The organism is Myxococcus sp. AM011, assembly GCF_013372595.1.
Lineage (GTDB): Bacteria > Myxococcota > Myxococcia > Myxococcales > Myxococcaceae > Myxococcus > Myxococcus eversor.
In genome coordinates this window covers 1-12,275 of record NZ_JABXEM010000021.1, presented here as the reverse complement: position 1 = coordinate 12,275, position 12,275 = coordinate 1, and the positions used below count along the sequence as shown (strand labels likewise).

The 12,275-nt window shown below is 69.1% G+C and carries 12 protein-coding genes; 6 read left to right on the top strand and 6 right to left on the bottom strand.

The features are described from left to right. Positions 1-27: 27 nt before the first annotated feature. Positions 28-711, top strand: a complete 684-nt coding sequence (locus HUW62_RS06590) for a macro domain-containing protein (RefSeq protein ID WP_176433897.1) — start codon at positions 28-30, stop codon at positions 709-711. Positions 712-726: 15 nt separating this feature from the next. On the opposite strand, the gene HUW62_RS06585 is transcribed toward HUW62_RS06590, so the two are convergent. Both HUW62_RS06585 and HUW62_RS06580 read right to left on the bottom strand, forming a co-directional pair. Continuing rightward, a complete protein-coding gene (locus HUW62_RS06585; protein WP_176433896.1) occupies positions 727-1,470 on the bottom strand; it encodes a LytTR family DNA-binding domain-containing protein in 744 nt (247 codons plus the stop codon). Next, the gene (locus tag HUW62_RS06580) at positions 1,436-2,560 is read right to left on the bottom strand and encodes a sensor histidine kinase (RefSeq protein WP_176433895.1); all 1,125 of its coding nucleotides are present in this window, start codon (positions 2,558-2,560) and stop codon (positions 1,436-1,438) included. The genes HUW62_RS06585 and HUW62_RS06580 overlap by 35 nt, the downstream gene beginning before the upstream one ends. A 197-nt stretch (positions 2,561-2,757) precedes the next feature. On the opposite strand from HUW62_RS06580, the gene HUW62_RS06575 reads away from it, so the two are divergent. The 4 genes from HUW62_RS06575 to HUW62_RS06560 all read left to right on the top strand — a co-directional run bounded on the left by HUW62_RS06575 (position 2,758) and on the right by HUW62_RS06560 (position 7,220). Continuing rightward, entirely contained in the window at positions 2,758-3,660 is a 903-nt protein-coding gene (locus HUW62_RS06575; RefSeq protein ID WP_163868831.1) for a DUF2181 domain-containing protein, read from the top strand. Between the two features lie 15 nt (positions 3,661-3,675). Further along, positions 3,676-4,203 (top strand): hypothetical protein, encoded by a 528-nt coding sequence (locus HUW62_RS06570; RefSeq protein ID WP_176433894.1) that lies wholly within the window; start codon positions 3,676-3,678, stop codon positions 4,201-4,203. A gap of 276 nt (positions 4,204-4,479) precedes the next feature. Further along, a complete protein-coding gene (locus tag HUW62_RS06565; protein ID WP_163868829.1) occupies positions 4,480-5,130 on the top strand; it encodes a hypothetical protein in 651 nt (216 codons plus the stop codon). 74 nt (positions 5,131-5,204) lie between these two features. Further along, positions 5,205-7,220 (top strand): hypothetical protein, encoded by a 2,016-nt coding sequence (locus HUW62_RS06560; RefSeq protein ID WP_176433890.1) that lies wholly within the window; start codon positions 5,205-5,207, stop codon positions 7,218-7,220. Between the two features lie 18 nt (positions 7,221-7,238). On the opposite strand, the gene HUW62_RS06555 is transcribed toward HUW62_RS06560, so the two are convergent. Together HUW62_RS06555 and HUW62_RS06550 are read right to left on the bottom strand one after the other, a co-directional pair. After that, positions 7,239-8,459 carry a HAMP domain-containing sensor histidine kinase gene (locus HUW62_RS06555; RefSeq protein ID WP_255203279.1) on the bottom strand — a complete coding sequence of 407 codons (1,221 nt, stop codon included), beginning with the start codon at positions 8,457-8,459 and terminating at the stop codon, positions 7,239-7,241. Beyond that, positions 8,443-9,117 carry a response regulator transcription factor gene (locus HUW62_RS06550; RefSeq protein WP_176433893.1) on the bottom strand — a complete coding sequence of 225 codons (675 nt, stop codon included), beginning with the start codon at positions 9,115-9,117 and terminating at the stop codon, positions 8,443-8,445. The genes HUW62_RS06555 and HUW62_RS06550 overlap by 17 nt, the downstream gene beginning before the upstream one ends. A gap of 148 nt (positions 9,118-9,265) precedes the next feature. On the opposite strand from HUW62_RS06550, the gene HUW62_RS06545 reads away from it, so the two are divergent. Then, positions 9,266-10,045, top strand: coding sequence for an alpha/beta hydrolase (locus HUW62_RS06545; protein WP_176433892.1), 780 nt, complete (start codon positions 9,266-9,268; stop codon positions 10,043-10,045). On the opposite strand, the gene HUW62_RS06540 is transcribed toward HUW62_RS06545, so the two are convergent. Together HUW62_RS06540 and HUW62_RS06535 are read right to left on the bottom strand one after the other, a co-directional pair. Further along, complete coding sequence (locus HUW62_RS06540; protein WP_163868826.1) at positions 10,032-10,412, bottom strand: type II toxin-antitoxin system PemK/MazF family toxin; 381 nt, start codon at positions 10,410-10,412, stop codon at positions 10,032-10,034. The genes HUW62_RS06545 and HUW62_RS06540 overlap by 14 nt on opposite strands. A gap of 40 nt (positions 10,413-10,452) precedes the next feature. Then, positions 10,453-11,913, bottom strand: coding sequence for a hypothetical protein (locus HUW62_RS06535; protein WP_176433891.1), 1,461 nt, complete (start codon positions 11,911-11,913; stop codon positions 10,453-10,455). Positions 11,914-12,275 lie beyond the last annotated feature (362 nt).

The window sequence follows — 12,275 nt, the reverse complement described above, 5'->3', positions numbered from 1 at the left end:
TCTTGAGTGGACCTGGGAAGGTCGTGCATGCGCTTGTCGAACGTGGTGTTGAAGGGCCCTGACGTGGGCCCGAGGTTGTCGTCTGTCGAAGTCGCGCAGGGCAGTCTGGTGAACGGGCGGGAGCGGGTGCTCGTCAATGCGTCCAACACGAATGGTCAGCTCGGCTCGGGTGTCTCCGGTGCCATCCGCCGGGCGTGCGGCGTGGGCTTCCAGGAGCACATCCTCGCCGCGCTGAACGCGCGCTTCGGTGGGCCCATGGCGCCTGGCGAGGTGCTGGTGACGGAGGCGGGCGCGCACCCCACCGCGAAGTGGGTGGCCCACGTCGCGGTGATGGACTACCGCGAGGGCATCCACGGTGGCTCGTTCCCGGACGTGCAGCGCATCCGCGACGCATGCGTGCGGCTGTGGGCGGCGCTGGAGCAGGTGGAGGAAGACGACCTCTCGGTGGCCATGGTGGCGCTGGGGGCCGGTACCGGAGGGCTCTCGCTGCGCGAGTCGGTGGAGCTGGCGTGCTCCACGCTGAGCGAGCACCTGCGCACGCGCGAGCACTCGCGGCTCGGGCGGGTGGTCTTCTACGGCTACAACCTGCCGGAGTACATCGCCACCGTGGACGTCGTCTCGCGCCACTTCGCGCTGCCGGAGGGCTCGGTGTCGAGGGAGGTGCTGGACTTCGTGGAGCGCAGTCGCGAGCAGGAGCGGCAAGGCAGGTAGCCGCCTTCGCCCGCGCTAGCCGAACCGCTCGCGCAGCGCCGACGCGTGGCTCCGGCTGAGTGGCAGCGGGGCCTCCAGCCCGCGCAGGTAGACGTCACCGCCTCCGCTCAGGCCCCGGTCCACGCGCTCGACGAAGGTGAGGTTGACCAGCGCGGAGCGGTGGATGCGCGCGAAGGTCCGCTCCGGCAAGCGCAGCTCCCATTCCTTCAAGGGGCGCGGCGACAGCGTGCACTGGCCATCCGCGGTGACGAGCTCCACGTAGTCGCCCGCGCCGCGAAGGCAGACGAGGTGCTCCACCCGCACGAAGCGCGACTTCGCGCCGTTCTCCAGGAACAGCACGTCCGCCTCGGTGAGCTTCGGGCGGGTGGGGCCCTGCGTGGGCGCGGGCTTGCCCTGCTCCCGGGCCACGAGTTTCTCCACGGCCCGCGCCAGCCGGTCCGGATGCACGGGCTTGAGCAGGTAGTCGAGCGCGTTGACCTCGAACGCCCGCAGCGCGTGCATGTCGTGGGCCGTGACGAAAATCACCTGGAACGGCCGCTCGGGCAGGCGGGCGAGCAGCTCGAAGCCACCCTCTCCGGGCATCTGCACGTCGAGGAACAGCAGCTCCGGCCGCAGCTCCTCGATTCGCGCCAGCGCGGACGTCACGCTGTCCGCCTCGCCCACCACCTGCACGTGGGGCGACGACGACAGCATCTCGCGCAGCTCGACTCGGGCGAGCCGCTCGTCATCCACGAGCAAGGCGCGCAGGGGCTGTGTCATGCGATTCCTCGGCGAGTATCGGGGTCCATTCCATGGCGGGAAGCTCGACGGCGATGTGGACCCAGCCGTCCGTCTCCGACGTCTCCAGCTTCGCGCGCTCCGCGAAGAGCTGGGCCAGCCGCTCGCGCACGTTGCGCAGGCCGGTGCCCGTGCCCTGGGGGCCCAGCTCGCGTGCCGCGGGGGCCCACGTGCCGGTGTTGTCCACCTGGATGCGCAGCACGTCCTTCACCCGCGTCACCTGTACGCGCACGCGCACTGGCAGGACTCCAGCGGCCATGCCGTGCTTCACCGCGTTGTCCACCAGCGGCTGGATGAGGAACGCGGGCACGGTGAGCTGCTCGGTGCCGGGCTCCACGGAGAGGCTCGCGTCCAGCTTCTCCTCGAAGCGCACCGACTCGATGCTCAGGTAGCTGCGCACCATGGACAGCTCCTCCTCCAGCGGGACATGCGGGGAGTCCCCCTTCTGGAGCGAGAAGCGCAGGAAGTCCGCCATCTCCGTCACCATGCGCTTCGCACGGGCCGGGTCCTCCCCGATGAGGGCGCGCACGGAGGTGAGCGCGTTGAACAGGAAGTGAGGATGCATCTGGTGCCGCAGGGACGCGAGCCGCGCCTCCTGCGCGAGGGTGTCCGCTCGCAGGGCGCGCTCGCGCTCCTCCTGCCAGGCGCGGGCGTGCTTGATTCCGAAATAGAGCCCGCTCCAGCCCAGCAGGGTGATTCCGTACTCCAGCGAGAGCCGGGGAATCGACATCTGGTGCCGCTGCCAGTCGTAGGTGGGGTAGAGCCAGATGGCCCACAGCTCGCCCAGCACCGCCCAGAGGGCTCCGAACGCCGCGCTGATGACCATGGCCCAGAGCGTCTGCCGTCGGAAGGTGCCCGGGAAGAGCGGCCGGTAGGCCAGCCGCATGACACTGGTGAGCGCCAGCCCGTACAGCGCGCGGTGCGCCTTGGGCACCACCAGGTGCAGCGCGCCGCCATCCACGCCCGCGGTGATGGCCGGATAGAAGGTGATGATGAGCAGGAGGGCGTAGAGCCCCCAGCCCCCGAGCTGCAACGTCCAGAAGGCCGGAGCGGGGGCCGGGCGGTGTTTCATGCGGAGCAACCTACCAGAGTGGGATCCATCACCAGGGGAAGGGTAGGGGCGCCCGGTTGCCCCTCCGTTCCCTCCTCTGTGAAGGCCCCCCGCGAGACGGTGAGCGGTGCCCTGCGCCTGTGGGCCGCGGGGCATGGCCCTCGCCGAAGCACCTTTTTTCCACCATTCCCCGACAATTGAGAATCGGAGGTCGCACCATGCCCTTTGAGCACGGCGGTCGGATTGGTCCCAGGGTCGTCCCGCTGCTCCCCAAGCCGCAGCCACAGCCTCCGGTGGCCGAGGCGAAGGCGACCGCTCCGTCGACCGCGCCCAAGGGCCATTCCCAGACGGACAGCTTCCAGGCGAACACCGTCAGCGCGAAGTCCGCCGAGTCCTCGACTCCGGTGGACACCACCTGGTCCAAGGGCCAGCCGCTCTCCGAGGCGCGCAACGCGCATCGCACCAACACGAAGGAGGAGTTCGAGGCCGCGTTGAACAGCGGCGCGAACTGGTTCGAGGGGGATATCCGGAAGGAGATCAACAACGACACCCCGGAGATGCGCCACGACAAGGGCCACGAGGATGGAGACAACCTCACGCTCAACGAGTGGCTGACGATGGGCAAGGCGTCCGGGCGCGGCCTCAAGCTCGACATCAAGGAGGGCGACCAGATTCCGGCCGTCCTCGACGAACTGGAGAAGGTGGGCATCTCCGAGGACAAGCTGATGCTCAACCTCGGCTTCGGGGACATGCAGAAGTACGGCGCCGAGATTCGCGCGCGCTTCCCCAATGCCATCCTCGCCATCAACCCGCCCACCGAGGGACAGGTGAAGGGGGCGGATGCGCGGAAGATGGTCGACCTGGCGAAGGAGCTGGGCGGGCCCGTCACCTTCGTGGTGCGTCACGACAAGCTGACTGACGACGCCATCAAGACCTTCCTGCCCGCCGGCACCGTCTCGGTGTGGGGCGAGTCGAAGGACCCGGTGAAGGCCGCCGAGGACCTCAAGGCCCGAGGCGTCAACGGGATGGTCGACATCGCGGGGCCCCATGGGAACAACTGGGGTGACGCGGCCAGCGCGGTGAAGAACTGGTTCAAGACCGGCTGGGACAAGGTGTTCTAGTCAAGGAAGCCCTGCATGCGTTCGCAGCACGTATTCGCGGCCATGGTCCTGTTGTCCATGGCCGCGCGCGCCGATGAGCCCAAGCTCTTTCAGAAGGAGGCCAGGCTCTCCTTCGAGAAGTCGATCTCCAGCGCGCTGAAGGACGCCAACACCGCGTGCGGCACCCGGCTCAAGGTCAAGACCAACTTCAACTGGTTCAATCCCAAGGATTGGGATGGGGTGGGCTACGAGGACTCCTGCAAGGAGGTGCTTCTTGGCATCGCGACCACGTGCGCCCGCCCCGAGAACAAGAAGGCCCTCGCCAAGAAGGTGACCGGCGTGGCGTGCCTGTTCACATGGAACGTCTCGGAAATGGCGCTCTACGGTGCCCTCAACCCCGAGCACCCCGACAACAAGCAGAAGTTAGGCACCAACGACACCCCACCGCGCAACGTCTCGCTCTCGAAGGGCCTGCTCATGTACGAGATGCACAAGGGCGACAAGGCCATCGCGGACGAGACCCGGACCGTCCTCGAGGAGGCGCTGAAAGCCGGGTCCCGGTAGGACCGATTCCAGGCGGTGTCTCCGCTCGGTCGGAGGGCCTCTTCGCTCAATGAGATAGCCGGCCCGCGTCGAGGGAACGCGCGGACGAGGAGCGGTGTCAAAGCCGCCCGCGTTTCCGTTTCGCGGGAGCCGCGCCGGACATGTGTCGCTTTGTGTCGCCTCCGCAGGGCGTGCAACGCTCCGGTCATGTCCTTCAATCGCAAGGGGTTCGGCGCGAGCTCGCGTGGGTTCGTCTCGCCGTGGGCTCTGACTTCATGGCTGGGATTGAGCCTCTGCATGCTCGCTCTGCCCGGCGCCGTGCGTGCCCAGGCGGAGTCGACTCGAACGTCCGGCGCCAACTTCAGCCGGGAGCGCTTCGTGCTCGCCGCGCGAGAGGTGTTGGGTGTGCCCTATGTGCTGGGCGGGCGCCTGCGTGAGGGCGGCGCGGGGCTCGATTGCCAGGGCGTGTTGTTCTACGCCGCCGAGCGCGTGGGAAGCTGTGGCTGGAAGTCGTTCTCCGTGCTTCCCACCGTGGCGGTGCCATCGGCGGAGCTGGGCGCTTCGGTGTCGGGCTTGTCGCCCGTGGCCTCCACTTCGCTCGACGTGACGCGGCTGGTGCCCGGTGACGTGCTGTGGCTGGTGGGGTTCGACGCCAATCCGGCCGAGCCCTCCATCGGCGAGCTCTCGGGTCGCCCTGTCTGGGTCTGGCATACCGGGCTCTACAGCGGAAACGGACGATGGATTGTCGGTGACCACTTCGCGGGTGAGGTGGTGGAGGTGGACCTGGTGGCCTATTTGAAGGAACACGCGGACACCTACTCCGGCCTGGTCGTGACTCGGATGGAGCAGGGCCCTCGTCCCGGCCGTTGTCGCCAACATGCGCCCATGCGGAAGCCAAGCCCAGCGCCACGTGAAGACTCTCGTCGGATGCGCGACGGCGGCTCCTGATTGCCTCCCTGGATGGACGGTGGGAGTTGTCCTCGGGTAAGTCGTTCCCAGGGTGTCACCGCGGGAGCGTGTGCGTGCGAATCAAGGGGCTGACGGGGCTGGCGGTCCGCATCGAGTTCAAGAACGCACCGAGGAAGGAAGCAGCCTGGCTGCGAAGCCAGCCCCAGGGACAGACGCTCTCCTCCGCTCAGCTCCTCGAAACGCTGAAGCAGCGCCCCCTGTTCGACCTGGGGGGGCTCGGCAGCCCCTTCGAGCTCGCCTGTGTCGTGGCCGACGCCGATGCTCCGGAGCTGCGCGCGCTCCTGGAAGCGCTCCTCGACCTCGCGGTGGAGAAAGGCGGGCGTGGGGAGCTGGCGAGCTTCGCGCTCGACGGTGAGGTGCGGTGCTGGCTCTGGGAAGACAAGAAGCGCGCGCTGTCCGCGCGTCACTCCGACCCGCGCGTGAAGACAGACTTCATCCTGTTGCAGAAGCACCGTCGGGAAGCGGCGCTGGCCTATGTCCCGCCCCGGAAGGACACGCTGCGCTGTGCGTGTGGCGTGCCCGTCGAACCCGAAGCGGTGGTCTGCGCGAGCTGCGAGTGTGACTTCACCACCCCCATCGGCATCGAGGTGCGGCCGGAGGACCCGGAGCGCCTTCGGCCGATGCGCGCCCGGCTGATGGAGCTGAAGATTCCGCTGCCCGAGGGCGACCTCTTCGTGGCGAGGGTGCTCCGGCCGCGCAACGCGTTCGAGGCGCTGACGTACGAAGCCTTGATGCCTGGCGTGGGCCTCCAACCCTTGAGCCGTCGCGAGATGAAGCGCCGCGTCGAACTGCTGTCCGAGTTGGAGCGATGGCCGGTGCGCTACCGCCTCCCCGGACAGACAGGAGAGTGGCGCTTCACCTCGTGGTGCTCGGGCACGGTGCGTCAGGCCCGGCCTTCCGCGAGGAAGGTCCTGGAGCGACTGGCGAAGGAACAGGGCGACCGGTTCGAGGAGATCAAGGCCGTGTCCCTCGAGGAGTCGGGCTGGCGGGCCGCGGGTGAGGTCAGCGGCAGCTCGCTGTTCGACTTCGCGAGTGACGCCGAGGTCGTCGCGCATACCCTGGACTTCATCCAGCGCTTCGATGGTGACCGGGTGGAGCTGGCCGCCGAGTATCTGGTGGGCCTCCAGCGCCTGGCGCCGGACCTGCTCACCGCGAAGGAGCGCAAGCGGTGCGAGCAGTACCTCGACGAGTGCGCAGTTCGCTTCGGTACCGGCTTCTGGGACTACTTGAAGCGGCGGGGTCTGAAGGCGAAGTCGAGCGCCCACGCGCTCGCGGCGGTGCTGAAGGAAGCCGGAGACCCGGACGCGGAGGACACGACGCCGCGTACGCTCAAGGACCTGTCGCGAGGGGCGGTGGAGTGGCTGGCGGACGGCCGTCGGCCCGAGGTGGAGGACGTGAAGGCGGACTGGCTCGTGCGGGAACTGGAGGCCCTGAAGCGCTCGAAGGCCCTCCCGAAGATTCTGCTCCAGCGCGCGGAGGAGGCTCGGCGTTTCCCCGCGCCGTTCGGGCTCACCGGCGCGCTGTACTGGGACGTCCAACCCGCGCCAATCTCCGAAGAGGACCTGAAGGCCCGGGCCGCATGCCCTGAGTGCAACCGTCGGGTGCAGCCGACGAAGGTGTTCCACATCCCATCGCTCGACGCCGACACGGAGGCGCGCACCCTCCGGCTCTATGAGTGCGAGCCGTGTGACAGGGCCCTGCTGTTCGCCCGCGCCGTGAAGCAGGCCCGCTCGACGCGAGCCCGTGCGCGCGCCGTCCACGAGCACAAGGACGCCAACGCGCTGGGGCGGCCGCTGCCCACGGGCTTCGTGAAGTGGCGCCATGCGCGCTTCGTGTCCCGGCGGCTCCAGGACAAACCGCTCGCGCTCCAGCTTCAGGGGCTGCCGCGCGTGTCGGAGGCGGAGGACTCCGACATGGACCTTCGCTGTGGCCACCCCTTCGTCCGGATTCGCATCCATGCGCATCAGTTGGACCTCCAGCCCGGCTTCGGCGGGGGCGTCGTCATGGGCCAGCTCTGCATGACGCCGGGATGCAAGAAGCCGGACGTCAGGACCGCCCGCGACGACTGACGACTCGGCGCGCGGCCGTCACGTTCCGTGCGGCCCCACGGGAGGCCAGGAGAGTTGCACCCGCGTCCCGTGCGGCTCCTCGGGACGGATGGACAAGTCCCAGGAGAACCGACGCGCCAGCCGCTCCACGAGCGACAATCCGACGCCGAAGCCCGCGTGCTCGGGTTGTACCTGTCCGAAGCCAACGCCCGTGTCGCGGATGCTCCAGCTCCCGGGAGCCACCTGGATGACGATGCGGCCCTGGCTCGTGTAATCGAGCGCGTTCTTGATGAGGTTGCCCAGCATCACCCGCGCCACGGCCCCCGGGAGTGGCGCGAGGACCTCGTCCGAGGCCTCGATGACCAGCTCCACGCCGTCGTGCCGGTGACGGTCTCCATACAGCGCGGCCATCTCGCGGGTGATGCCCACCAGCCCGCACGCCTCGTCGGAGCGGCCCGCGCGGGCCAGCCAGAGGATTCCCTCGGTCAGCAGGCCCATGTGGCGCACCGCCTGGCGCAGTCGCTCGAAGGTCTCCCCGTCCGACGGCGGGTCCAGCTCCAGTATCTCCACCGCGCCCTGGGCCACGGCCAGGGGCGTGCGCAGCTCGTGGCTCGCATCGCGGTTGAAGGCGCGCTCTCGCTCCAGCAGCTCCTGGATGCGGAGGTCCCGGGCACGCAGGGCCGCCGCGAGCATGTGCACCTCGGCGATTCCGCCGTCTTCTTCCGGGCGCGGAGTCACGTCCGCCCGCACCCGCGACACGAGCTGCTCCAGGGGACGGCTGAGCCGCCTCGCGACGAAACGGGAGAGCAGCGCGGCGCCCAGCAGGGCCAGCAGGGCGCTGGTCACCAGCAACCCGGCTGTCCGTTGGAGATGGCGGGTGGTGCTCGTCAGCGCCGTGGTGTCGAAGACCACGTAGCGCGTGGGCCCTCGGGCCGCGTCCGGGCGCACCGCGACATGGAAGTGCCCATGCCCCCGCGTGAAGACCTCCCGCTCGCTCCGTGGAGCGTCCTCCGGCAGCGACTCCCGGAGCCACGGAGGCAGGCTGGCGTGGCCCACGTAGGTCGTCATTCCGGACGGGACGATGCTCGGTTCATCCGGGTGTCGGTCCGCCTCGGTGGCCACGAGCCGGTCGAAGATGGCGTCCTCGAGGTCGTAGCTGAAGGCGGTGAAGAAGGCTCCCATCAGGGCGAGCGCGAGCGCCGCGGAAAGCGCCATGGCGCCCAGGAGGAGGCCTCGGACCGACCTAGTCTTGGGGCGCATCCAGGCTGTAGCCCTCGTTGCGCCGCGTGGTGATGGAGGGACTCATTCCCAGCTCCGCGAGCGCGCCTCGCAGGGCATAGACATGGGTGCGCAGCGCGCTCGACTCCGGTGCTTCGTCTCCCCAGAGCTGGTGGGCCAGCTTCTCCGTGGAGACGGGCTTGGGCGCGGCCTCCATGAGCAGCTTCAGGATGATGGCCTCCGTCCTGTTGAGGCGCACGGTGCGCTCGCCCAGCCGGGTGAAGCCGGTGTCCGGCTCCAGGGTGAGCTGCCCCACAATCAACCGTCGTCCGCTCGGAGGAACGGGGCGCCGCGCCAGGACTTCCAGGCGCAGGCGCAGCTCCCGAAGGGAGAACGGCTTCACGAGGTAGTCATCCGCGCCCGCGCGAAAGCCCGCCTCCTTGTCATCGAGCGTGTCCCTCGCGGTCAGCATCAGGATGGGCACCAGCCGGGGCGCGAGCTCCCGGTAGCGCTGACACAGTTCGATTCCGTCCAGGCCCGGCAACATCAGGTCCAGGACGATGACGTCGTACTCATGGCCCAGCGCGAGCGTGAGTCCCTGCGGCCCGGTGGTGGCGAAGTCCAACTGGAAGTCCGCGCCCAGGAACCGGGCGATGTTCGCCTGGAGGTCGCGGTTGTCTTCGACGATGAGCACTCGCATGGGGATGCCCGGGCGGGCAGGGGGCCTTGGAAGGAGAGGGCCGCAGGTTATCAGTCGCCGCGTCAACCGGAGGTCAACCGCGCGTTGACGCGGGGCTGACGTCGGAAATCGCAAGGTGGCGGGGCCTCTCACTCCGAGGAATCCCGACATGACTCGCCTGCTCTCGCTGTGCCTGCTGCTGCTGTCCGCCTCCCTGGCCCACGCCGCCGACCCGGTGGCGCCGCTGGAGGTCCGCGGCGCGGATGGAGAACGCATCCCCACCGTGGTGCTGGAGCCCGAGGGCGGCGCGGCGAACCCGCCGGTGGCCATCCTCCTGCACGGTCTCACCCGCAAGAAGGAGGACTGGCTGTCGGACGCGGCCCCTACGCATGGCGGAGTGCTGAAGGACACGCTGCTGCGGGCCGGGTACCGGGTCTATCTCCTGGATGCGCGACGACATGGGGAGCGGGCGACCCCCGACGCGAAGCCCGGTGCGCTCGCCAAGCAGGCTCACCGGGGCGAGCCCGGGCCGTATGTGGCGATGATCGCCGACACCGTCAAGGACGCCCACGCGCTGCTCACCGCCGTGTTGGTGAAGGGCAAGCCGCCTCGGGTGCTCGTCGGCGGGTACAGCATGGGCGCCCAGGTGGCGCTGCTGCTCGCGGCGCGTGAGCCTCGTGTCACCCATCTCGTCACGATGGTGCCGCCCCACATCGACCCGACGATGGAGGAGGTGGCCCCCGTGCGGCACATGGCGCGGATTCAACAGGACTGGCTGCTGCTGACGTCGAACCAGGATGACTTCGCTCCCGTCGCGGACAGCAAGGCGCTGTTCGACGCGGCCCCGTCTCGCCGCAAGACGCACAAGACCTTCGACAGTGGCCATGCGCTCCCGCGCGAGTACCTGGATGAAGTGAGCCGCTGGCTGCAGCGGGTCAGCGGCCGTTGAAGAACGCGGCCTGTTGAAAGCGCAGGCCCGCGAGGACCTGCTCCACCCGTTGCGCGGAGAGCGTGCCGATGAACTCTCCCAGCCGGGTCTTCTCCACGGAGGACACCTGGGAGACGACGATGACGCTGTGCCGGGGCAGGTCGCCTTCGCCCTCGTCGAGGAGCACGTTGCCCGGCTCGTTCGCGCGCTTCAGGTTGGACGTCAGCGCGCAGACCACCACGGTGTGGATGCGAGAGTGGTTGAGGACATCCTCCTGAACCACCAGGTGGGGATGCACGATGGGGGGAATCGACCCTCGCGCTTCATCGGACTCCATCCAGTAGAGGTCGCCTCGGTGGAGGGGCCGCGGGGTCCGGGGCTCTTGCATGGGGTCCTTGTATCCCTCGCGGTGGAGCGATGTCCCCGCTTCAGTTCAGGCGTGCGAGCAGGGCGTTCAGCTCGCCCGTGAGCTTCGGGGACTTGAGCGCGCTCTTGAGAATCCGGGCGAGGGGCTCGCGTTCGTCGGGCGTCGCGGCACTCAGTCGAGGTGCCCACTGTGTGCCCAGCTCCTCGGCGAGCTTCCTCTGCGGACCGGGGTGCGTGAGCAGCCAGGCACGCAGCTCCGTGACGAGCGCCGAGTCGGGGACTGTCGGCGCGGGCTTCACCTCGACGCCCGGCTGGGTTCGTCCGTTCAAGACGGCGTCGAGGTGGTCCCATGCATCGAGCAGACTCCAGGCCCCCTGCGTCCCCGCGCCGGTGTGAGCGCACAGCGTCAACACACGCTCCACGTTGCTCTCCGTCCGGTCCGACAGCGCGAGCGCCGCGGCACGCGCGAGGATGCGACCGCGTCCCTCGGGAGTCGCGAAGTCGAGGGCGCGCTCCGTCCACCCTTCCCGAGAGACCAGGTGAAGCAGCTCCCGCGAGCCACGCGTTCCCTGGTGCAACGCATCCATCGCGGAGCGGAGCCCCTCGCCGCCTGTCGTCCGCCCGCCAGCGCGTTCCAGGGCCCAGCCCATGACCTTTCCGCGTTCCGTTTCGTCGAGACGCGCCGCGAGCTGCCCCGGACCCGGGTAGTCCCAAGGCCAGGCCACGCCCTGGGCCAACAGGTCGAAGGGAATGCCAGGGCGTCCCTTGCGCCGGTCCTGCCGCACGCCCTCCAGGACTCGCTGGAGCAGCGCGGTGTCGCGCGTGCCGCTCGCGACGCGGCGCCAGTCGACATCGAGCGTCTCCCAGCGGAGTGCGCCCCTGGCGACGCGTGCCTCTGCCGCCGCGAGCGCCAGGGCCTGCTGGGCCTCGAAGGACTCCGTGTTGGAGCGGGAAGCGGGCATCGCTTGTTCGAGCACCTCACGCGGAAGGCTCCGCCACCGGGCCTCGAGGTCCTGAAGCCTCGCGGCGAGCCAGGAGTGGACGTCAGGCGAGGCGAGCGGCAGCGGCTCGGTGGGGCCCACCGGTTGGGTGCAGACGAGGTCCTGGTGATACTGGCCGACGCTCGGGCCGTTCGCGCCCACGAAGCGGGCATCGAGCGCCCACGCGGGTTCGAGGTCGCGCTCCGTGGTGAACAACATCCACTGCTCCGCGCCGGACACGCCGTTGAGCTCCGCCAGCTCCAGGTGGCGGTCATGCTCGTCGAGCAGCCGCACATCGCTCAGCAGGCGCAGCCCTGGGAGTGTCTCGCCGTCAGCGGACTCCACGGGAGAGACCCATACGATTCCGCGTGCTTCGAGCAGCTCGCGCAGGTCACCGCTCAGCTCGAACCCGCGTCGCCAGAACGCGGCCTCGTAACGTTCGAGCAGCTCGCGCGAGAGGGGCTCCACGCCATGGAGTGCGCGGAGACCCGCCTGTGTCTGGCGCTCGCTCCACGCATCCCACAGCTCGACGATTCGCGACATGGTGCGCTCTCTCCGGGTTCACCGTGGAGCGATGTCCCGCGTGCCCCAGGCACGGAGCTTCGCCGCCGCTGCCTCCGGTGGCCACGGTGAAGTGGGCGGCGGGAAGCACATGTGGTCAATCGGGGGGGCCATCACCGGGTCTCGTCGCGCTGACACGTCAACGGACACGTCAAGAATCCGCGGGGCGACTCCTGACACACCCGACGCGCGCTTCAGCCAGGCCCCGCTGCCCTGGAGTGGGTACTGGCCTGGTTGTTGCTCTCGCGCCGTGCGCAGCCATTGCTTCCCCCGAAAGCGATACACCCCCCATGAAATCCGCTCTGAAATTCGCGAACCTCGCGGCCCTGTGTCTGGGCTTGATG

Bases quoted from the DNA above. Each gene is read 5' to 3' on its own strand.
- HUW62_RS06545 (WP_176433892.1), top strand. From the start codon at position 9,266: ATGACTCGCCTGCTCTCGCTGTGCCTGCTGCTGCTGTCCGCCTCCCTG.
- HUW62_RS06585 (WP_176433896.1), bottom strand. From the start codon at position 1,470: ATGACACAGCCCCTGCGCGCCTTGCTCGTGGATGACGAGCGGCTCGCC.
- HUW62_RS06590 (WP_176433897.1), top strand. From the start codon at position 28: ATGCGCTTGTCGAACGTGGTGTTGAAGGGCCCTGACGTGGGCCCGAGG.
- HUW62_RS06565 (WP_163868829.1), top strand. From the start codon at position 4,480: ATGCTCGCTCTGCCCGGCGCCGTGCGTGCCCAGGCGGAGTCGACTCGA.
- HUW62_RS06540 (WP_163868826.1), bottom strand. From the start codon at position 10,412: ATGCAAGAGCCCCGGACCCCGCGGCCCCTCCACCGAGGCGACCTCTAC.
- HUW62_RS06555 (WP_255203279.1), bottom strand. From the start codon at position 8,459: ATGCGCCCCAAGACTAGGTCGGTCCGAGGCCTCCTCCTGGGCGCCATG.
- HUW62_RS06575 (WP_163868831.1), top strand. From the start codon at position 2,758: ATGCCCTTTGAGCACGGCGGTCGGATTGGTCCCAGGGTCGTCCCGCTG.
- HUW62_RS06535 (WP_176433891.1), bottom strand. From the start codon at position 11,913: ATGTCGCGAATCGTCGAGCTGTGGGATGCGTGGAGCGAGCGCCAGACA.
- HUW62_RS06550 (WP_176433893.1), bottom strand. From the start codon at position 9,117: ATGCGAGTGCTCATCGTCGAAGACAACCGCGACCTCCAGGCGAACATC.
- HUW62_RS06580 (WP_176433895.1), bottom strand. From the start codon at position 2,560: ATGAAACACCGCCCGGCCCCCGCTCCGGCCTTCTGGACGTTGCAGCTC.
- HUW62_RS06570 (WP_176433894.1), top strand. From the start codon at position 3,676: ATGCGTTCGCAGCACGTATTCGCGGCCATGGTCCTGTTGTCCATGGCC.